The 21,962-nt window shown below is 34.1% G+C and carries 20 protein-coding genes; 12 read left to right on the top strand and 8 right to left on the bottom strand.

All coding sequences use genetic code 11. The annotated features are described in order from the left end of the window. The first annotated feature begins 20 nt into the window (after positions 1 to 20). The 7 genes from hlpB to NST91_RS03740 all read left to right on the top strand — a co-directional run bounded on the left by hlpB (position 21) and on the right by NST91_RS03740 (position 5,963). Complete coding sequence (gene hlpB, locus NST91_RS03770) at positions 21 to 317, top strand: HNH nuclease-like protein HlpB (protein WP_440272883.1); 297 nt, start codon at positions 21 to 23, stop codon at positions 315 to 317. A gap of 62 nt (positions 318 to 379) precedes the next feature. Further along, entirely contained in the window at positions 380 to 691 is a 312-nt protein-coding gene (locus tag NST91_RS03765) for a DUF3892 domain-containing protein (protein WP_341330074.1), read from the top strand. 341 nt (positions 692 to 1,032) lie between these two features. Continuing rightward, the gene (istA, locus tag NST91_RS03760; protein WP_341330073.1) at positions 1,033 to 2,595 is read left to right on the top strand and encodes an IS21 family transposase; all 1,563 of its coding nucleotides are present in this window, start codon (positions 1,033 to 1,035) and stop codon (positions 2,593 to 2,595) included. Next, complete coding sequence (gene istB / locus NST91_RS03755; RefSeq protein WP_341330072.1) at positions 2,585 to 3,334, top strand: IS21-like element helper ATPase IstB; 750 nt, start codon at positions 2,585 to 2,587, stop codon at positions 3,332 to 3,334. Before istA ends, istB begins: the two co-directional genes overlap by 11 nt. Positions 3,335 to 3,846: 512 nt before the next feature. Next, a complete protein-coding gene (locus NST91_RS03750; RefSeq protein ID WP_341330071.1) occupies positions 3,847 to 4,077 on the top strand; it encodes a hypothetical protein in 231 nt (76 codons plus the stop codon). Positions 4,078 to 4,195: 118 nt separating this feature from the next. Continuing rightward, on the top strand, positions 4,196 to 4,666 hold the full coding sequence (locus tag NST91_RS03745; protein WP_341330070.1) for a DUF1648 domain-containing protein: 471 nt from the start codon (positions 4,196 to 4,198) through the stop codon (positions 4,664 to 4,666). A 565-nt stretch (positions 4,667 to 5,231) separates the two neighbouring features. After that, positions 5,232 to 5,963 carry a helix-turn-helix domain-containing protein gene (locus tag NST91_RS03740; protein ID WP_341330069.1) on the top strand — a complete coding sequence of 244 codons (732 nt, stop codon included), beginning with the start codon at positions 5,232 to 5,234 and terminating at the stop codon, positions 5,961 to 5,963. On the opposite strand, the gene NST91_RS03735 is transcribed toward NST91_RS03740, so the two are convergent. The 5 genes from NST91_RS03735 to NST91_RS03715 form a co-directional block, all read right to left on the bottom strand. After that, positions 5,923 to 7,131, bottom strand: coding sequence for a hypothetical protein (locus NST91_RS03735; RefSeq protein ID WP_341330068.1), 1,209 nt, complete (start codon positions 7,129 to 7,131; stop codon positions 5,923 to 5,925). The genes NST91_RS03740 and NST91_RS03735 overlap by 41 nt on opposite strands. After that, a complete protein-coding gene (locus NST91_RS03730) occupies positions 7,131 to 8,057 on the bottom strand; it encodes a serine/threonine protein kinase (RefSeq protein ID WP_341330067.1) in 927 nt (308 codons plus the stop codon). The genes NST91_RS03735 and NST91_RS03730 overlap by 1 nt, the downstream gene beginning before the upstream one ends. 191 nt (positions 8,058 to 8,248) lie before the next feature. Beyond that, positions 8,249 to 9,238 (bottom strand): TniB family NTP-binding protein, encoded by a 990-nt coding sequence (locus tag NST91_RS03725; protein ID WP_341330066.1) that lies wholly within the window; start codon positions 9,236 to 9,238, stop codon positions 8,249 to 8,251. Between the two features lies 1 nt (position 9,239). Then, positions 9,240 to 11,300: a TnsB C-terminal domain-containing protein gene (locus NST91_RS03720; RefSeq protein WP_341330065.1), complete on the bottom strand. Its 2,061-nt coding sequence runs from the start codon at positions 11,298 to 11,300 to the stop codon at positions 9,240 to 9,242. A 9-nt stretch (positions 11,301 to 11,309) separates the two neighbouring features. Beyond that, a complete protein-coding gene (locus NST91_RS03715) occupies positions 11,310 to 11,945 on the bottom strand; it encodes a TnsA endonuclease N-terminal domain-containing protein (protein ID WP_341330064.1) in 636 nt (211 codons plus the stop codon). A gap of 68 nt (positions 11,946 to 12,013) precedes the next feature. On the opposite strand from NST91_RS03715, the gene NST91_RS03710 reads away from it, so the two are divergent. The 3 genes from NST91_RS03710 (at position 12,014) to NST91_RS03700 (ending at position 16,643) form a co-directional block, all read left to right on the top strand. Then, positions 12,014 to 13,822 carry a TniQ family protein gene (locus NST91_RS03710; RefSeq protein WP_341330063.1) on the top strand — a complete coding sequence of 603 codons (1,809 nt, stop codon included), beginning with the start codon at positions 12,014 to 12,016 and terminating at the stop codon, positions 13,820 to 13,822. A 362-nt stretch (positions 13,823 to 14,184) separates the two neighbouring features. Next, positions 14,185 to 15,192, top strand: a complete 1,008-nt coding sequence (locus NST91_RS03705; protein WP_304214967.1) for a DUF3231 family protein — start codon at positions 14,185 to 14,187, stop codon at positions 15,190 to 15,192. A gap of 117 nt (positions 15,193 to 15,309) precedes the next feature. Then, positions 15,310 to 16,643, top strand: a protein-coding gene (locus tag NST91_RS03700) for an IS3 family transposase (protein WP_445724474.1) whose coding sequence is annotated in 2 segments (ribosomal slippage) — positions 15,310 to 15,720 and positions 15,723 to 16,643 — 1,332 coding nt in all. Because the reading frame shifts where the segments join, the coding sequence is not laid out codon by codon here. Between the two features lie 223 nt (positions 16,644 to 16,866). Here NST91_RS03700 and NST91_RS03695 read toward each other — a convergent pair. Further along, a complete protein-coding gene (locus NST91_RS03695; protein ID WP_304214969.1) occupies positions 16,867 to 17,274 on the bottom strand; it encodes a GNAT family N-acetyltransferase in 408 nt (135 codons plus the stop codon). Between the two features lie 312 nt (positions 17,275 to 17,586). On the opposite strand from NST91_RS03695, the gene NST91_RS03690 reads away from it, so the two are divergent. Further along, positions 17,587 to 17,889, top strand: coding sequence for a hypothetical protein (locus tag NST91_RS03690; protein ID WP_341330062.1), 303 nt, complete (start codon positions 17,587 to 17,589; stop codon positions 17,887 to 17,889). Between the two features lie 16 nt (positions 17,890 to 17,905). After that, a complete protein-coding gene (yidC, locus tag NST91_RS03685; RefSeq protein ID WP_341330061.1) occupies positions 17,906 to 18,697 on the top strand; it encodes a membrane protein insertase YidC in 792 nt (263 codons plus the stop codon). A gap of 91 nt (positions 18,698 to 18,788) precedes the next feature. Here yidC and NST91_RS03680 read toward each other — a convergent pair whose 3' ends face one another. Both NST91_RS03680 and NST91_RS03675 read right to left on the bottom strand, forming a co-directional pair. Further along, on the bottom strand, positions 18,789 to 19,277 hold the full coding sequence (locus tag NST91_RS03680) for a carbonic anhydrase (protein WP_341330060.1): 489 nt from the start codon (positions 19,275 to 19,277) through the stop codon (positions 18,789 to 18,791). Between the two features lie 59 nt (positions 19,278 to 19,336). Next, on the bottom strand, positions 19,337 to 21,955 hold the full coding sequence (locus tag NST91_RS03675) for a DUF2309 domain-containing protein (RefSeq protein WP_445724477.1): 2,619 nt from the start codon (positions 21,953 to 21,955) through the stop codon (positions 19,337 to 19,339). Positions 21,956 to 21,962 lie beyond the last annotated feature (7 nt).

Below are 21,962 nucleotides of genomic sequence, written 5' to 3'. Positions count from 1 at the left end.
AAATAAACTACATTGGAGGAATGATTGTGGGTAGATGTGAGCTCTGTGGACGTAGTGAAGTTGAAACAACGATTCATCATCTACTCCCTAAAGAGTTAGGAGGTACCTTTGGTGACACGGCTACCCTCTGCATCCCATGTCATAAACAAATTCATGCATTGTATACAAATAAAGAGATTGCTACTCGGTTATCGACATTACGAGAACTAAGAGAAGACGAAATGCTTTCACGATTTATTAAATGGATTCGAAAACAACCTCCTACCAAAATAATGAAGAATAGAAAATCGAACGGTCGAAGAATGAAGAAGAAATAGGCTTTTACATAGAAACGCGTCCTCTGAACATACTATACGTACATACGTTTGGAGGGATTACAATGGAAACAACGGATTTTAATCAAATTTATAAAAAATACAAGCAACAAGGTGAAGAGCAGGCTCGTTTAGAAGCTGTAGAAACAGATTCTACAAAGGAAAGTATCGTAGCAGTTCGTAAAAACGAAGATGGCGACATAATCGCGTTTAAGACAGAAAGCGGCAGGGAATTGGATTATATAACAGCTCTAAATGAGGCAAAAGCAGGCATGCTCGCTCATGTAGATATATTCCATAAATATGGCAGAGATATACTCCGTAGCGAACCAGATGGAATAAAAGAAAACAACTTAGATAATCTTCCTGATTTTTAGTTGCTTTAGAACAATTAATAATCTCATAACCCAGCAGACTACTGTTAATTCTAAAAAAAGGAATCACTACTCTGTAAAATTAAGTACCAATGAATGTACCTTTTTATTTACAGAATAGTTGTTTGACTTTAATATCACACATTAAATAAAAATTAAGTACATCGCTTATATTTAGCGGTGTACTTTTTTATTGAATATTGCCACCCAGTAGACCCTCCTTTGCCATGTTTTTATCCCATTAATGACAAGTTTTAGACCCACCTCTGCCAAACTGAGGACCACCCTCCTATATAATGGAATTGCACTATGCTGTGCAAATCTATTATATAGGAGGTTTTTTTGTGGTTAAATACCGAGAAATCCTTAGGCTACATGCCCAAGGAGTAAGTCAAAGGGGGATCGCTTCTAGTTGTGCCAACTCGAGAAATACAATTAGAGAGGTAGTTAAAAGGGCTCAAAAGTTAAATATTTCTTGGCCATTCGAGGAGGATATGACAGATAGCGATCTTCAAGAACTTCTGTTTCCAGAAAAGCATGAAGCATCTAATTTCAGGAGAAAACCAGATTGTGAACACATCCATAAGGAATTAGCTAAGCCGGGAGTGAACTTAGCTCTCCTGTGGGATGAGTATTGTTTAAGTTGTAGGGCGAGTGATGAAATCCCCTATAGCTATAGGCAGTTTTGCCGTTTCTATCATGATTACGCTAGGAAAACAAAAGCAACTATGCGTATTAAACGTAAGCCAGGCGAACAGCTGGAAGTGGATTGGGCTGGTCAAACTATGAGTCTAACAGATAATTTGACTGGCGAAGATATTCCTGTCTATATATTCGTCTCTGCCCTATCGTGTAGTCAGTACGCTTATGTAGAGGGTTTCTTATCTATGGACACCGAAAATTGGATTACAGCCCATATTCACGCCCTACAATTTTTTGGTGGTGTACCTCGGATTATTGTTCCTGATAATTTAAAGACTGGGGTAATCAAAGCCTCTCGATCTGAGCCTATCATTAATCCAACCTATCAAGAGATGGCTGAACATTATCAAACAACGATTATTCCAGCACGTGTACGTCATCCAAAGGATAAACCGAGTGCTGAAGGGGCAGTTGGAGATATATCAACTTGGATTATTGCTTCACTACGAAACCAGAAATTTTTCTCTCTGGCGGAACTAAATGAAGCTATTAAAGAAAAGCTTCAAGAATTTAATACAAAACCATTTCAAAAGAAAAAGGGGAACAGGCATACAGCCTTTACAGAAGAAGAAAAGTTTGCGCTAATGCCGTTGCCTGTTTCCCCGTACGAGATGGCCACTTGGCTAAAGGCGACCGTACAATATGATTATCACATAAATGTAGACAATATGTCTTATTCTGTTCCTTATGATTATATCCAACGTCGTGTAGATGTTCGTGTAACGAGAACCATTGTGGAGGTTTTTTATAAAAATTTTCGAATTGCATCCCATAAAAAACTCACTGGTAAACTCGGACAGTCAATTACTATTCCAGATCATATGCCAAAGGAACACAAACAATTTCTTGAATTCAATAAAGAGTATGTTTTGGATTGGGCAACCTCTGCAGGTGAAAGTACACTAGCCACGGTTAAGAGTATACTAGCTTCTTATAAAGTGGAAAAACAAGCCCTGAAATCCTGTCTTGGATTAATAAAACTGTCAGATAGGCATTCTATAGAGCGTGTTGAAAAAGCGTGTGAAAGAGCTCTATCTTATACTCCAAGACCTACACTTAAAAGTATACAAACGATATTAAAGACTGGACAAGATAAACTATCTGAATCGAAAGAAACAAAAGATCCAAAAAAGGAAAAGCAGACAAATGATTATGGATTCACTCGTGGATCCGAATATTATGGAGGTAAGAACAATGACAAATGAAAGCACATTAACTAAATTAAACGAAATGAGAATGTCTGCCATGGCAGAGATGTATGTAGAGCAGTTAAAAAACCCTGATTATCAAGACCTATCTTTTGAAGACCGTTTTGGAATACTTGTTGATTTGGAATGGACCCGCAGACAAAATAGTAAACTAGAACGATTGATTAAAAGTGCGGAATTGCGTGACACGCAGGCTTCTATTGAAGATATCGAATATCACCCAGATAGAAAGCTAGATAAGTCACAAATTCTTCGCCTAGCCTCTGGACAATATATTGAGGACCACCACAATATCATTCTTAAAGGGGCTTCAGGAAATGGAAAGACATATCTAGCTTGTGCATTTGGCATTGCAGCTTGTCGCCAATTCTACAAAGTTCAATATACTAGATTGCCAGATTTATTAGATGAACTCTCTATCGCAAGAGGAGAAGGTGTTTACCGCAAGGTAGTGAAAAAATATAAAAAAGTCGATTTACTCATCCTTGATGAATGGCTTCTTACACCATTAAGGGAAAGTGAAGCTAGGGATCTCTTGGAGATTGTAGAAGCTAGACACCAACAAGGTTCTACAATATTTTGTTCCCAATTTGACCCTAGAGGGTGGCATGAAAAGATTGGAGAAGGTACTCTAGCTGACGCAATTTTAGATCGCATTGTCCATGACTCTTATCAAATTTTGATAGATGGTGAAATATCCATGCGAGAGCGTCATGGATTAGGTGGACAAGCTTGATATGACTAATATAACGAGAGATGACCTAATGAAAATAGAGGATTATTATTATAAGACTGGATACAAGCACTGGTGCCGATTCCCTGAGGAACTAAAGACAAATCTATTAGATAACCATTCCCCCAGATCTGGACTGAGCAGGATATTTATAAGGGCTCAAGAAAAATAATTATGGGGTATTTCAATAAAAGGTTTAATTAAGGTTTTATTAAGAAAGGCCCTGCAGATATAAAATTGGCCCTGTAGGGCTTTTTCTAGGCAATGGTACTCTTTATGTCAGTAGTGGGTCATTTTTATGGCAGAGGTGGCTCAAAAAGATGGCAACACTGGAACTATCCCATGACAATATTCATTTATTAACTAGCCCCCCTAAATGACCGTACTTATTGGCGATTATTTGCTATTTTTTTTTGCTTATAAGTTATACTATGATCTTTTTTGAAACCTAACCATTTAGTAAATCGTATAAAAAACTAAATGATCAAAGTACCTAATAACGGGGGGGATAAAAGTTGGACTTATTACTCTGGATAACTATTGGTTTCATAATAATCGGCTTTGGTGTTCTCACTTCTATGAAAAAAGGTATGGAAAGTAGGCTCGCTTTTATAACAGCGAAAACGGAAGACGTGGAAAGTTCAAAGAAAGCTAAAACCATAATTTTATGGATAATAAGTACCACAGCTTGGGGAATCGTGAGTATGGTTCTTATTGTTTGGTGGTTTCATAATCATTATGGATAACTATTGTACTTTAACAAACGGGGGAGTTGATCAAGAATGGTTACACAGCTTTATGTGAAGTTTTTAAACCAACGGTGTAGGATTGTGCAATAAAGTTTTAAGTATGAGAGGTGATAAGATGAAAATGAAACATTTTAAAGTAACTCTTGTTATAATCTCAATTTCTATCCTTTGCTATCATATTTTTCAGTTATTCTACCTTTGGGCAGATATTCCCGAACGTATCGCAATACACTTTACTAACGACGCTCCAGATAACTGGGGTCCGAAATACATCCTGTATATAATGCCTATTTTGGGTATTTTCATTTGGTTCCTTATTGGTTTATTGGTTAAAAAACCAGAAAAATTAAACTATATCAATTTAACTGAAGCAAATAAAGAAATTCAGTTTTCAAGAACCGGAAAAGTATTGATACTGATTCAAAATCTTAGTTTTATATCCTTTATACTAGCTAACGAAGCATTGCTAAGATATTCAGTCGGAATCGATTCTAGTCTACCTTTTATAATTTCGCTCACTCTTTTGGCTATTTGTTTTATTACTCCCTTTTATCTTTTAATTTGGGCATCAACATTAAAATACTAAATATTTTCAATAAATTATTAGAAAGACGGATGCGTTCGTACAACAACATTGCAATTTCTTGTTGTAGGGCATTTGTAGTAGAAAAAAAGGATAGATAGAGCATATATAATTCTGCTCATCTATCCTTTTTATTTCCCGCCTTATAATGGCTGACAATAAATTAAAATATAATGTTTATAAAGGTACTTGGCTTTTAATAAAATTTTGTCATAATGCTTTTTGGTAATTTATAGAAAATTACACTTACTATTATTTTTCATAATTAATCGGAATACGGTGTTGTTATATCAAGGATAATACAACTAGTTTTTTCATAATCATTCGGAATAGAAGTCCAATTACTTTACCAAAATAAAGGATTTTTCATAATTAATCGGAAAAAATTCATTTAAAATTCTTCTTCAACTGATGAATCATAACAGGGTAAAATTGATAAAACATTTATTTGCATAAATCTGCTGTAATAATTTATATAATTAATAAAGCAAAAATTATAAATAACACGAATTGCATTTGATTCTAATCCTCTTTCCTGTGATAAAATAATATCTAGGAGGGTTTTTATATGTTTTCAGTGAATATTAATAACGATAAGTACCTTGATACCCTTACTTCTGTAGAAGATAGTCTAGTCTCTTTATATGAGAAACATTTAATTGAGAACTCTAAAGGTGGAGTAATACTACGTGAAGTAGATTGCTGGCAAGGTAGGGCTGATTTAGTTTCAGCCAAAATTTACGGAGAATATAAAATTAATATAAATCAAGCAGAACTCTTATCCAATTTAACATATGCTCAAATAATTTCCTTACTACACTACAATGCTCCGAGGTCATTTAATTATTTGGTAGAAAGGCTTGCTATGACCGATGCAACAATTAAAAGGGCTATTAGTATCTTAAAGAGGGCAGATATTATCGAGCAAATAGATAAAAATAAATTTGTGCTTTGTAGAACTTTTATCATGCCAAAGGTTGAAATAAATGCTTATGAAGCTAAACTTCATAACTGGAAAAGAGCATTTTACCAAGCTACACAATATTTTGGTTTTAGTCACTATTCATGGGTCATAATGCCGGAGAAGTATATAAAACCTGCACTAAAAAATTCTGAATTATTTATTGAGAACGGAGTTGGCCTTGTAGGATTAAATTCAAAAGGTAAAAAAATTGTCTACATTAAAGCAAGTAAACACCAACCAAGGCGAAAAGCATTTTACTTGGTCGGTGTTGGAAAAATTATGATGAAATATTTACTTAAATATGATGTAAGTCACGGAAACTTTGCAAAGCGTTAGACCATGTAATTAGATGATTACCTTGAGATGCCTTTTCTAATTGAATAGGTAGACTTGAAAGTAATTGGTATTTTGCTTTTGCAGTTTCAATATGAATGGCTAACTCATCTAATCTGTCTGAAATGTCACTTGGATTACTAAATATAATCTCAGTGGCATTTTTTAAAGAGGACCAATGTTGTAAATGACTTATTCCTCGGGACCATGTATCGGAAGGACTTGAACCAGCTTTAATAATATGTTCATACCCCGAATTACTTAAAATATCATCCAAAGGAAGTCCCCTTCTATTAAACTGCGATTGTATTATATCAAGTTCAGATGCTAACACTGTATTAAGTAGAGGTATTGATGTATATCTTTCCCTTGGAAGTCTACCTCCTGTACTTGGAAGAATCCTTTGCTGAACAGTAAATTTTCTTGAGCTATTATACCACCCGGTACCAAAACCAGAAGCTCCTACTGCAGTATATAGTAAGCCAATAATGTCTGAATACCCCATAATAACTTTGTATTCATTAATCTCAGACAATGAGTAAATAAAAGTTAACAAGTTTACTAGAGAGGTTTCTGATTCAAAATCCTGATTATAGTCAGGTGTTTTTCGATCAATTGTAATATAATATCCTGCTACATCCAAGGTTGATAACTCATTTAAAAAATCATTTACATTTCTAGTTTCATTTAAGGCGCTTTCGCTAAAAACCAATGAAACATATAGACTGAACCCTTTTTCTTTAGCTATAATTGCTGATTCTTCAGCTAAGCTTAGAGCAATTTGTGCCTGGCGGTCACTGAAATTTGGAACTAATATATTTGGCGATACTAATTTGTTTAATCCTAATTGTTCTTGGTATTCTAACGTCGCTAATGCATAATCATGTAATCTTCGAAAAGACCGCAAAGATGACAAAGTTATGTTCCCTGGATAGTAACTACACTCATCAAGGTTTTTACTCGTGCTATCAATATAGAGTGCATAGTAAAATTGGGGATCAAATAATAATTCAGTATCTGGATATTCTGTCTGTATTTCCTTTATAAAACTTCTAATTTTTGCTGGTTTTTCGTCTCTTGGTGAAAGTATTATACCATCTAAAAATTCACCCTCAAGTCCAGTGTTAATCTTATCACCCTTGCCATAGCCTTGTTGTGCAAACAATTTCATTATAGCTCCTCCTTTAGAGTATATAGCTGCTTTAATAATTGATCACATGTCTTATATCTTAAGTGTGGTTCTTTTGCTAAGAGCCTTGTGATTATTCTTTCGAGTTTTCTAGGAAAACCACTAATTATTTTAGATGGAGCAACTAAATTACTGTTTGTTATATTTGCTACAATTTGGTATGTATTAAATCCACGTTGAAAGAATGGATGTTGCCCAGTAGAAACTTCATATAATACAATTCCAAGTAAAAATAAATCGGACCTAAAATCAAGTTCTCTTCTATAACCACTTAATTGTTCAGGTGACATATAAATTTGAGACCCTACTAAATGGAAGGCTGCAGTTAAAGTCTCGCCTTGTATATCAAAAGCAATTCCAGTATCGAGAAGTACATAGCTACCATCTTTCCTTCTCATAATGTTTTTAGGTTTTATATCTCTATGTACCATGTTTATATTCCATAGTTGCTGTATAGCAATGGTAATATCAATCGCCAACTCAACAGTTTGTTGATAACTCAATGGTCCCTGTGAGATCAAATTATGTAAGTCCTCCCCATCAATAAATTCCTCTGAAAAATAAAGAATTTTCTTATTATCTATCTCTGCTAAATTTAATCCAATTGGACCAAGTTTAACTAAAGTTGGAGAGTCTACCCTATGCATAATATCAATTTCTCTTTTTGCTCTAGATAAAGCCACATTTTCTCTTTGTTCGGAATCTCCTTCCTCTAAATTCGTTGGATTTTCTTTTGACTCAGCGTCAGTTACATCGCAAAACTTAAGTGCATATTTAACCTCATTTATATTGCAAGTAAAAACTGTCTTTTGTCCTCCACGATCCTTATATTCCAGTTCAGTAATTAATTTATTATTTTCTCCTAGTAGCTTAAGTACATCTTCTACTGTTAACTCTGGTGCTCTCATGTGTTACCTCCATATGTTTTATTAAAAAACGAACATACCATTCGCTGAAATATGAGAATATTCTACATTATTTTACCATAAAAAAATCAATTAAATGAAGATATTGGTAATTATCACAAAAAATACTAAATTCAATGGATAATTTTGAAGGATTTCTACAATAAAAAAACACTACCGCAATTGCAATAGTGTTAACCTACATTTTTAGCTATTTTTTTGTCTTTCTTTTTATATTCTTCTTTTTCAAACGCATCAATAATATTAAATTTCTCATTTGTGAAGGGATTAATAACAAAAGGTCTTGCTGCAATTTTCAACTTATTAAATGCATCATATAAATGATTTTCATCTATCGAGTCACTGCCACTTTTTGCTGCGAATGTAGTTGCTTCATATAGGATTTTATTTACATAAAACGGAACTCCATTTGTTGCATAAAACATTTTCTCAGACAGATTTTTATCAGCTATAAATGAGCTATTTTGGAATGGAAGTTGTTCATCTATATTCTTTAGGAATGTTCTAAATTCAATTTGCTCTTCCGCTGTTCCATAATTAAAACCGTATAATCCTTCCTTTTCAGTAAATCTCCTGTCTAATTGCTCGTTGTGGTCAAATATCGTTATTGATTCAGGCATTCCGCATAAAATTACTGGGATATTGGCATCATCAAAAAACTTTTTTATCCATTCAGATGGTTTTTTAAGTACATTCTTTGTTTCGCGATCAATTATGTGCTGGAACTCATCAATTATTATCAATTCTACTTGACATGTTTCAATAAAATTTAATAGCCTCTCTGTTTGAGAAATCTCTGTTCCTTTATCATATGCAGGATCACCAAGAGATCTTAATAAACTTGATGCAACTGATTTTGGAGTAGCACCGACTGGTACCTTGTTATAAAGGACCGGGACTATTGTGTAACCATTTATAATACTTCTTGGAAATTGATTAGAATACTCTTTTAATGCAGTCGATTTCCCAACCCCTGTCTCACCATATAAGAACAAAGAATCCGGTTGTACGGAACCATAGGAATAAAAATGCAACTCCTCAATTTTTGACATTATGAGATTATATCTTGGATGGGAGACAACTATTGTTTTTGCATGTTCTCTCCGTCTTTTTACCTCTATAGGATTTGCCGGAAAACCATTTAATTTTTCAAAGTCTCTCATTTTAACCCACCCTTGGATTTTTTTTAAATGTTACCTCCCAAGTAGGGAGATCCTCAATGTCGGTATCTTCATATTCCATATAGATAAATTCTGAATTTAGATTTTCCATTTTCTCAGTCGTTTTTTTAGAATTTGATTTACTGTTACTAGCTTCATTCTCACTCTCTAAAATAGTAATATCATCATTGCTCGTAGGTATATCAACCTTAGTTTCTGTACTTATAACAGCTTCAGTTATAAATGAAGAATTTATTGTATTATCAGTCTCATGCCCCCTCTTCCATTTTGCTACTAGTTTTTCATCTTGTTGCTGAATTAGCTTAATACTTCGTTTTGCAATAGCCCTACTCGCTGGGTTAAATGTTTTCATTATTTCTGTTTTTCTTTTGGAATCTAATTCGAGCGTTACATAAGGAACTGGTATAGTTGTATCTATTCTTTTTCTCTTGAAACCAGTTCCCTCGGCAGCTATATATTTATTGTTTATCATGTCATAAATGTAAACTCTTCTCATATCACTTAAATCAAATCTTACCCTGACTTTTTCATCTTCTCTGTTATATTTCTCTAATTCATTCTTTAATTCCATTAGTTCTTGGCTATTATAGTACTCATTTTGTATTACGACTCCAGTTTGTTGAATTTTCCTTAACTCAGTACCACCCATAAGCATTATTTTTAGTGAATCCACACTTCTTGGAAGTTGCAATTTTATTCTAGAGTTTGCTGCTATGCCCTCATTCCAAATATTATGAGGAGAATTCCCTAATCTTGAATGATATTTATGGGAAACCAAATCGACTATTGCAATATGTGCCATATATATAAATCCTTGCATTGTGATACAAGCTTTCCCCATAGAGTCATATCTACCCTTTTCGATAATATTAGAAAATGTAGTTCCTTTTAAATTATGGATAAACTTAGTATTTAGCTCTCTAAAAGCTCTTTCGATAGCAGCTTTCTGATAACCAGAATCAATAGCACAAAATTGAACTTCCTTCACTCCTACTTGATAACACGCTTCCTCAAATTCATATGAATCATTAACTCTATGATTATCAACAACAACAGTATGAGGAATTCCATGAGCAACCCAATCATTTTTTACAAGTGGATATAATTCTTTAATATAGGTTTTTGGCATTATGATATGAATTAAACATTGTTTCAAGGCGTTGCTATCAACGGGCTTAAATGTAACAAAGAATCCTATTGGCTCTCCTGAATATTTATCAATTGCATAAATAAGATATGGCCTTTTGGGTTTTAAATCTGCTGGGTCAATTAACATTACATCTACAGTAGTCCAATCTATTTCAACCCTTTGAAGTGGCCTCGTTGCCAACACTTCCTCCATAGAACCATCTCTTTTTAATTTTGCTAGAACATTACCATACTTTTCTTTGTCTAACCTAAATATGTCTATTATTTCCTCCTTTCTTCTTCTTACTTTCGAGAGAGAAACATATCCTAATTTTTCGTTTTCTTCTCGTAATTTATTCTCCTCTTCGATACGGAGTATAAATTCTGAACGAATATCTTCCAGGGTAATTTTACCATCGGCGTAAAGAGAAGATTCTATTACTTCGTCCAATATTTTTAAGACTCTACCCTTTGTTCTAGAACTCTTTGGTCCTGGTTTTTTTGGAACTAGAGAACGTAAATCTTCAGTTTTAGCCCATAGTTTTTTCCAATCATAAAAAGTTGATTTTGCAACATTTCTTGAAGTAAGATATGATTCTAACTCACTAGGTAAAACTTCTCCTTTTATGACCGGCTCAAGAATCCTATAACGTTCAAATGCGGTTTTCTTAGACTTCTCATCTAAATCGTTTAAATTATGAATCTTTAAAAGATTTTCATTTTCTTCTTCATTAACTATTCTAAAGAGTAGAGAACCATTCCACCATAAATGAAGCAATTCCTGTTTACGGATTATTTCTACCTTTTTATAATTTAGATTTTCTATTTCATAATCTAAATCGAGTTCTCTTCTAACCAGATATTCATTATCATTCATTAAAAATCTGGTACCGACATGAAAATAATAACCCCCCATTATAAAACCTCACTTCCGTTCAATGGTTAATTCGTCATTGATCAAATTATTAATTAAATCTGCATAAAGCTCATGTTTATATAGAAGATAGTAAAGATTACATTCAAATTCAGCTTCATCAATTTCGCCACATGCTAGTTTCAATTCGTGTATTGTAGATTTTTCACCTAATTGAATTATTTTGTGTAATATTTCATTCATCACTCTTCTATTTGTTGAATCTTCTCGAACTTCAGCAAGCACATCTAAATTTTCTATTAAATATCCTTGTCGAATATCTTCCTCGGTTACTACAACATATTTCATGTTATTTTCTAAACAATATTTTCTACCAACTTGAAATTTGATTATGTTCTGTTCATCTTCTGTTCTTTCATTGGCTTTAACCTCATATATGTATTTCTTATAATCATTTTTTTGCACTAAGAAATCCGGATAATACTTTTTTCTTTTTCCTTCGTAAGCAAAATCTATTCTAACTGGCTGAAACTCAAAATATATCACTGTCGGGTCAAAGTCTAAACGTTTTATAAAATCTCTCTCTAAACTACTTTCCCAAGGAATCATTCTACACATTTTAGTACTTCCGTATTTTCCTCTAGTACTTAGTTTGTTACTCGCTTTTATTTTTCTCGAACCATTCATTTCCAATTCTCCTTACATAGTTTAATTATACAAGGCAAAACTAGGAAAAAATAATAGGTGGTTATATCATGCTTATATATCCTAATCCTTATGCAAATGAGACATTTCTTAGCTTTTTATATAGAGTTGCTCAACAAAATTTAATGGATAATCCAAGCTGGATTTTTGAAATTCTTTTTAGACGCTACTCGATTAAACTTAGTAAAAATATGGTTAATTGGCTTCATGGTGAGGAACTAAACGCTTTAGCAGACTTATTAAGGATACCGGCTGAACAAGCTAAAACTTTATCAGTTTCTTATAATCTTGATGGGATTGGATTAGTATTAAGAAATGTTAAGAAAAATCCATGGTTTTTGTATGATAAAACCAGATTTTGTCCTAATTGTCTTGATGAGGAAAGCTTTCAAAGGAAAATTTGGATAAGTAGCCATTCAATTATATGTTTGGAACATAAAACATTTTTAATAGATAAATGCAATAATTGTCGTAATATTATAAATACTAAGGATATTATACAAAATCTTTGTCCAAAATGTAACAAGTTTCTTTCATATTCACAAAATAGCTTAGTAAAGAGCAAAAGTCATATTGAATACCAAGAAATATTAAATAAAATCTACCTAGAAAATGTTTTTGATTTTAAGCATTCATGGATTAATAATTCAGCTACTTTTCTAAATACATTAGATTTTTTATCTATTTGGGTTGCAAAGCTTGTTAAACCTGATTACCTCTCTATTCATGATAGTAATATCATCTTTACTGGGAATATATTAGAAAGAAATCATTTGAAAAACTACAGATCAATTGAACAATCAATTTGTATGTATAACTTTATTTTTAACATCATTGACAACTGGCCTACTGCTTTCTATCAATTTCTTGAAATGGCAGAAGAGCATAATGAACAAGCTTTCCATAGTTTCTTAAAATACGGAATAACAAAATTGATTGGAACTGAATTGTGGCCAATTTCAAAGGAAGTTACAAATTTCATTGCTAAGAACAGGATTAAATTAAAGGGCGAACAATTTATCAGGTCGGACGAGATAAAATATATAAATACTAAATTTAATGGTGGAATTATTTATTCGGATGTTATTAATTCAGAACCATATTTTTATAAGGGCTTAAAGTTCAACATAATCGAAAAAAATGAGGTAGATAAACTCCTAGATGATTTTGAAAATAGTTATACGAAAGAGGAAATAAGGGCCCATTGGGGATTAAGTTCTAAGGCAGCATTTAATATCTTGAATGGCAACCTAATCGAGGGAACTCATTGTTATAAAACTGGATCTGCTAGTACTTGGATAATACCAATTAAGTCAATAAATAGCATTGAATCGAAGCTGAAAGAAAGTGATAGCCAACATGTAAATTTGCCAATATCTTTAGGCAACTCATTTCAATGGGCTGGTCCACACCATGCAGCATTAATCTTAAGAGGAATGCTATCGGGCAAAATTAAATATAATTTAAACGGACCAAAACTAACCAATACGTTAGTAGATAAACGAGATTGTTATTTTTTCTTAAAGGAAAGTATTATTAATGAAGGTCTCACTAAAGGTTTAATACCTATTAGAGATATTGTATTTTTATTAGGAATAAAAAAATCTGATGTTTTTCACTGGATAGAGACAGGTCGCTTTGGCGATTTAAACAATATTAACGAAAGTATTCCAATAGACAGCTTTTTAAGTTTTTTTAATCAATATATTACTACATTTGAATTATCGATTAAACTAAATCGACATATCAAGAAAATTCTCAAACAGCACAGTATGGGGAGGTTACCATCAATTTCGGGGCCGGATTTCAACGACGGTAAAAGATTATTATTCAATAGAGAAGATGTCAGTACTTTATAATTTAAACTTTTTCATAAATACCAACGGTATAATTTAAATGTCTTGTACTAACGTGTTTAAGCATTTTGATTAAGAAACTAGGAATAGCATTTAATTGGCATAAAAAACGCTCCAAGTATATAAACTCAGAGCGTTTTTTTTAATGTCTTATTCAACAAAAGCACCCGTTAGCTTAAGTACAATATTTCACAAACTTATTAAAGTCCCCCATTGCTGAATATTTGAAAAGCCCTTTTAGTTATGATATCTCCCTTGTCAAACCAAAAAATTATTAATTTTCCATGCAATATTACATAATTGATAAAAAAATACCAGATACTTGTTATAGAATATAAAATTAATCTTAAAAAGGAATTGATTATATGGATAATAAAAAGGCTGCAAAGTTAACTGCGGGTGAGTTAGCACACTGTTGGGAACAGTTAATGAATAATAGTATGTCAAATGTTGTTTTGGAGTATCTTACCTTAACATCAGAACTAGAAGAAGTTAAATCTCTTTGTAGTGAGGCGGTTTCTATTTCTAAATCTGCTGTACAATTTTTTGAATCTGTTCTACGAAGTGAAAACTATCCAATCCCTAAAGGCTTTAACATTAAAGATGATTTAAACCCAAATGCTCCTAAGATGTATACGGATGTTTTTATACTATTTTATTTAAATAATATGTCTAAAATTGGAATGTCCTTAACAAGTATGGCACTATCCGATTCAGTAAGGGAGGATATCCGCAATTTTTTCCACGAACAATTAAAAAACGTTTCAAGTTTATTTGAACGTACAACAACTATTCTATTAGAAAAGGGAGTATTTGTAAGACCTCCTTCAATTACCTCCACTCATGAAACAAACACAATTGCAGATAAAGGATTTTTGGGTAACTTCTTTAATGATAATCGAGAATTAACGGCAAGAGAAGCAAATGAGCTACACAAAAATGTTTTTATGAATTATATTGGTAAAAACTTATTAATTGGATTTATACAATCTACATCTAATCAGCAATTAACGAGTTTATTGCAACATGGAAAAGAATTATCTTTAAATATTATAAACAAATTAGGTGATATTTTAGTTCAAAATGATTTGCCTATTTCAATGACTTGGGATACGAATGTTTTGGATGGTAAAACATCTCCTTTTTCAGATAAATTAATATCTTATCTATTAGACCAACTTAATCGTGATGGTATCGCAAGTTATGGATATAGTGCAGCAGTAAGTATCCGAAAAGATTTAAAAACTACATATGCAAAGATAATTGCCGATGTGTATCAATATGAAGAAAATATAAAAACCTTTATGATAAAAAATGAGTGGATGGAGAAACCTCCTGTTGCACTAAATAGGGATAAGCTTGCTCAAGACTAAAAAAAATAAAGCTACCAAAGTATAAACTGTACCCTGTGTAGTAGACACATTAAAAAAAGTCTGCTGCACAGGGTCTTTTTATGTACAATAGATTAAAAATAGTGCGGGAGAGATAGTATGAGTAAAAAAATATTCTCGGAAAAAGAGATCGAATTACTAGCTAAAAATCCATATGTAAAATCAGTAAGTCCCAAAGGTATTACCTATTCAGATGAGTTTAAGGAGCACTTTATAACTCAAAATGACCTGGGGAAGTTTCCTAGAGAGATATTTGAGGACTGTGGGTTCGATACTGAGGTATTAGGTATGAAACGGATTGAGTCTTCTGGAAAAAGATGGCGAGAAGCTTATCGTAAGCACGGAATTCTAGGACTTCGTGATACAAGATCAGGAAACTCAGGTAGACCAAGGGAAAGAGAGCTTTCCACTGAAGAAAAATATGCAAGGTTAGAGGCCGAAAATAACCTGTTGAAAGCAGAGAATGAACTATTAAAAAAGATACGATTCGCAGAAAGGGGGATGAAGAAGAAATAAAATTGTCAGCTGACCAGAAATTTAACCTTATTCATTCCGTTATCGAGAAATACAATCTAACAAGGATGGTAACCCACCTCTGTAAAGTAGCTGGTGTGTCCCGTCAGGGATACTATAACTACTTTTCTGCTAAACAAGTTCAGAGAAGGAAGGATCGGGAGAAAAAGGATGAATCCCTTCGGGACCTGGTTTTAAAAGCATACAATTTCAAGAACCGTAAGAAAGGGGCTCGTCAAATTAAGATGGTATTGGCAGGTCAGTTTAGTGTTGTTTTCAATCTTAAGCGAATCAGAAGAATCATGAAGAAATACGGGATTGAGAGCCCTTTTAGGAGAGCGAACCCCTACAAGCGCATCATTAAGGCTACGCAGGAGCACAAGGTCGTCCCGAACTTACTTAACAGGGAATTCAAACAAGGAATCCCACACAAGGTCCTTCTTACGGATATAACCTACCTATATTTCGGAAAAGGTAAAAAAGCTTATTTATCAACCATTATTGACGCTTCCACCAATGAAGTCTTAGCTCATCAGGTCTCTGATCGAATTACTTTAGATATCGCTACGGATACACTTAAGAAGTTAAAGAAAAACAGGAGAATCAAACTGGCTAAAGGAGCTTATATACATTCTGATCAGGGAGGTCACTATACCAGCCCTGTTTATCAAAAGCTGGTGAAAAAATTCAAATTGGAACAATCAATGTCTAGGAGAGGTAACTGTTGGGACAACGCCCCACAGGAATCATTCTTTGGTCATTTTAAGGACCTGGCTGATATAAAATCATGTGAAACTTTAAAAGAACTTAAGCAAGAAGTGAAAGCTGCCATCCACTACTACAATCACTACAGATATCAATGGAATATGAAAAAGATGACCCCTGTTCAATACAGAGATCATCTTCTTAAAGTAGCCTAGCTTTTTTTAAAATGTCCTTTACAAGGGGTACAGATTAGTAAGGTAGCTTTTTTGTTTTTCAAAGGAGTATTCCAAATCTCCTTTAAGAAATGGTGAGTGTACCAGATATATGAAAGCCATTATTCCACTAACCTGCCCCGTTTGTTCAATAAGGAACTCAACAAAAAGGGTGGTTAATCCTTCTTGGATCAACGCACCCTTTCGTTAAAGAAGAAAGTTAAATCTATCTATTTATATTTTTTGACATACCAATGGTAAATTTTTTGAACCCAAAGGTTTCATAATATGGTTCCAAACTTTCCACACACATTAGTTGAGGAATTACCCGATTTTGCTCACAATGGTGAATTATTCGATTCACCATTTCTTTGCCGATTCCTTCGGACTGATAGTTTGGTAGAACACATAATCCACAAACTACTCCAGTAATTACACCATCTGAAATAACACGTCCCATACCCACTAATTGTTTTTCATCAAATGCGTAAATGGCGTACCAACTTTGATTGCACATCCGTTCCAAATCATTACTTGTTAATTTAAGTGAATTCCATCCTAAAGATTCATATAGGGTTAGTAATTGGTCAAAGTTAATAGGGGGTTCTGTCGTATAATTTATATTTTTCACCATATATACCTCCTGAATTTTTTTCTCATTTCAAACCGTTAGTTCAATAACTTCTATTATAATAGGCGATAATCCTTCTTGGATAACGCACCCGTTTACTTAGTAAAACAGTTCCTGTCAAGGAAGATGCAGTATGAGGCATTGACAGTGACAGTTAAATAAGTAGTGAATAATAGTTTAGGGCACCACAATACGACCTCTGAATCAAACTACTCATTCTGTGATGCCCTCACTTCCATAATTTATTTTTGTGAGATTAACTGTATTCATGTATAGTAAAAGTATTCGCAAACGAAGTTGAGAGGTGAGAATCCTTTGTTGGTTGATTTACTTTTACTAGATCCGGAATTATATACTCATATGGCATTTAACATTAGTATTGGTATAGGGCTAATGTTACTGCTGCTTACTACACAAAGGGTTAATATTGGTTTTGGTTCACCGTTTTCCAATTTTACAAATAAGCAGATTTGTGAAGAGAAGTGCTTTGATGGTAACAGGAGTCTATTAATTCAGTACTTTATTTCGAGGAGAATTACAAAATCAATCCGTAATAAAATGGCTACAAGTGATGATTCAGATTGTTTCGTTTCCTATTATCTTAACAGTTTTATTTAACTTTTAAGGAGGAAACATGAAAATGAATCGCACTTTCACTAAACTTATTGTCCTATTATCTGTCCTTACAGCATTCCTTTCTGGATGTGGAATTCAGTCAAGTGAGGATAATGAAGGTTTTTTCCACAATTTTTTAGTAGAACCTATAACAAAACTCATAAATTTTATTGCAAATACGTTTGATGGCAGTTACGGAGTGGCTATTATTATTGTCACTATTTTAATTCGCTTGATAATGATGCCATCCATGTTAAAACAGTATAAAAATCAATCAGTGATGAAAGAAAAGATGGGGTTACTTAAACCCGAAATGGAAAAGATTCAGGAAAAGATCACTGCTGAAACAGATCCGAAAAAGAAGCAAGAGTTGCAAAGAGAATTGATGGGGCTTTATCGAAAACATGGAATTAACCCGCTTAATATGGGTTGTCTGCCCCTTCTCATTCAAATGCCTATTTTGACGGGACTATATTATGCCATTCGTGGGTCAGCAGAAATCACTCACCACACTTTTTTATGGTTTAGTCTAGGACAACCTGATTTAGTGTTAACCATTATTGCAGGGGTTATTTATTACATTCAATTTAGAATTTCACAGTTAAATATGGCTCAAAGTCAACAACAACAAATGAAGTTTATGGGATTATTATCACCCATCATGATCGTTGTAATTTCATTTAATGCTCCGGCTGCACTACCGCTTTATTGGACAGTAGGAGGTATTTTTCTGACAATCCAATCATTTATTGGTTATCGGCTTTACCGAAACCAAAAGCTTAAGCCGGTCGTAGAAAATAAACAAATGTAATCAAATAAAAAATAGGGCCTGCCCCCAGCGTTAACACTACTTTCCGCCGAGGCCAGGCCCTATCATATTCTATTAGTAAGTTATTAAGGTCTTATGGTTGATTAACTGCTGCGACTTCTGCATTATTATTTACCACCAAACTATGAATTTTAACATTAGATGGTACCAAGGGATGATGACGAATAATTTCAACACTCTTGTTGATATCTTCCCTGACATTTCTGCTTCCATCTAACCAATCACTTATACTATCCTCAATGAAATCTGGTTTCACATTTTTAAAAAGATAATCAACTGTTTTTAGTTTATCATTCATATTGACTTTAAGTTGGCTTTGAGCATCCTCAAAAACGTTCCGCTTGTTCGTCGAACCAACTACAAATATCTCCTCAACCTTCTCCTGATAAATGGCAAGGATGATTGATCTCATTATTTCTCCAAAAGGGTGAGAAATGATTGGGCCATAGCTTTGTATCATTAACATATTTTCAGGTTGGACGTTCGTCTCTTCTTGTAGAATAGGCTCCAATCCAGATTCCATGTCCGTTATAAATAATGTTTTTTTTCTTGTTTTATCCATACAGCACACCCTTTCATATTGATAAATTGTTTAAGACAGTAGTTTCATAAATTTCAATTTTAATAGTTTTCCCAATTGCATTGGGGAGTAACGCATGCAAGCCTAACCCAGCCATTTTGTACCTTTTGTTTAAACACATCATCATTTTCTAATAATCTTTTCACGAACTCTCTTGGTGCCTGAATAACGATTTGCAGACGAAGAGGAGCATGATAAGCCTCTTCATCTGATTTCATCACAGACTGCCAGGGAAGGCCTGTCAATAAATCACTTGCAACACCTTGCATGACACCAAGTCCTGAGGTTATAGTTTGTGTTCCTTTATTCCCACTCCCATAGAAATGTGGTGCAACGGTGGATGCATAATACTGTAAGTTAATCCATTGGGCTACGGTTCCTGGCCCAGCAATAATGTTAGCTAGAATTTCTCCATTGTGGTCTTGCTCCCAATCGTAATTATGCAGAAAAACTCTTCCTTCTAGATCACAATGATGAGTCAGTTCTCTCTTCCCTATAATAAAAGCTGCATTACGAGCCAATCCCCATTCAGGTCGTATTTCACTCCAATCTTCTGCGATACGATGTGCCTCAGCCTTTGGATTTTTACAATAAGTGCCGATCGTGGGTAATTGTGATAAACATTCTGCATTTGCTTGATGACTTACGTTAGGTAAAACTTCCTCAATGTGATCAAACGATTCCTGTGCTAACCTTGATAATTTGGGGACATAAATCCACTTAAGTTCATTCACAGTTGTATTATGTTCAGCTGCAACGAATACTGTTTCAGCTGGAATTTCAATACCATCCATTAAAAGTGCGTTTCTTACCTCTGGTAAGTTGCACAAATTTGCAAGAACCCTAGCATTGAATGCTCCTGACGCACCACCGCAAGCACCGCAATCAAGCGAGGCTGCATATGGGTTGTTTGTACTTTGACTTCCGTGTCCACAAATCACAATTAATGGTGCAAAGTTTGTTGTCAGCCCCATCATCTTAAGTGTTTGACGGACATAATTGACTTGTTCTTCCTCAGAAAAACCTAATGAAATTTCAGATATATTGTTCCGAGCAGAATGAAGCGTGAGATTTGTTTCTGGTTTCCTTAACCATGAATCTCGAAAATTACGTATGAAATGGCCCGCTTTTCTGGGTAGAAAACTACGGCCTAGCGTTTGTATCATAAGCCAAGGTCCGCTTACCTCAGGTAAAAGCAAACTTGGAACTGTATTCTGTTTCATCTTTTTAAACGTATACGCTACAGATTCTAACGCTCGTTTACGTTGTTGGTATTGCTTTAGTTCATTTGTATCCACTCTTTCTTCTATTCTATGTCTTGCCTTTTGCATCACGGGCAATGAGGAATGAGTATGTTTACAATCAAGCTCCCGAATTTCAATTGGTAATCCGAAGAAACCAGCGACACCAATTGTTTCAAAAGGCCCCGCTTTCTCTAAATAACGTCTAAAGGTTTCAGAACGGACATCTATACAAAATGCAAATTGGGCTAATGCACGATTTGTTACATTGTTCACTTGTTGTTTAGCTAAGATTCTCTGTTTCAATTGATCTGTGTAAGTTTGTTCCCAAGCCTCAAGCCACAATTTTTTTTGAATCTTTTCATTAAACGTGTAGGCAAATGACAAGTATTCTTTTTGTTGTTCAGTAGACATCCCCAACCATTTCTCGATTGTGAGCCCTCCATACTGTACCCAGGCTTTTATAAGTGAATCAAATTGAACTTTTTTCTCAAAGCTATTGTGCAAAGGCAGGTAAGGATTCACCAAAACCCATTCCATAGAAACTCGAACAGCTAAATATTCCATTAAAAGTGATTGTTCTTGTTGAGATTGTTGAGAACGCCAAAGCATCATGCCTGCCCAGCCAGGCAAAGATAGCAAATGACTCTCAAGGTAATCTTGTATCTCTGAACGAGGAATTTTAAAAGCAGATAAAACGACTTCCAACGCCGTCTCTGCATCTTGTGGCCAGTTTCTAAACATTTTGCGTTGGTTTTTACGCAATGAAGGGTCATGCTGTATAAGGCTTTGCCAAGTTCGATAAAATCCATCTTCATGTTTCGGTATTGACCACCCCGCTTGGGAGTCATCCAGATATAACTTACACCATTTAATAACATGATGATCTAGCACTTCCGTTAAATTTCTACCATCCTTGGGCTCTATCTTCATGCTTAAGGGCTGTCTCGGAATACTCTCGTAAAGTTCTATATTTCGTTTTTTTGAATCCTCTATAAAGTTTTTTACCTCTAGTGATGATAAGGGATTTGCAGACATCGCATCCAAATTTAGAGAAAACCGGCAATAACGTTCAGCCTCTTCCCGAGGTATTTTAAGAGAATGTGAGTTTAGCCAGTGCTGCAAACCTATTTCTAAAAAACCTTCATCGATTTCCCCGCGATTTTTAGCCGATAGGATCATAGATGTACTAGGGTATATTTCTACATTTCGGATGTTCTTTAACCAGTTAGCAACATCTTCAAATTTTAAATCTTCCAGTCCCACCCATGGGTGACGAGCTGCAAACGTTGAAATAGGTCCAAGTGGTGCTATTACTCTACTTGCTGAAGAAACTAACGATTTAATATCAATCTCTGTATCAATTTCTTTTAGCTGTTGTATGTTTATTTCTTTTTGTAATGTAGAGGATAACATCACACCAACA

The organism is Ferdinandcohnia sp. FSL W7-1320 (genome assembly GCF_038050315.1).
In the GTDB taxonomy this organism is placed as follows: Bacteria; Bacillota; Bacilli; order Bacillales; family Bacillaceae_L; genus Ferdinandcohnia; species Ferdinandcohnia aciditolerans.
The sequence above is the reverse complement of the archived record's forward strand: the minus strand, read 5'-3'. Positions and strand labels throughout refer to the sequence as shown.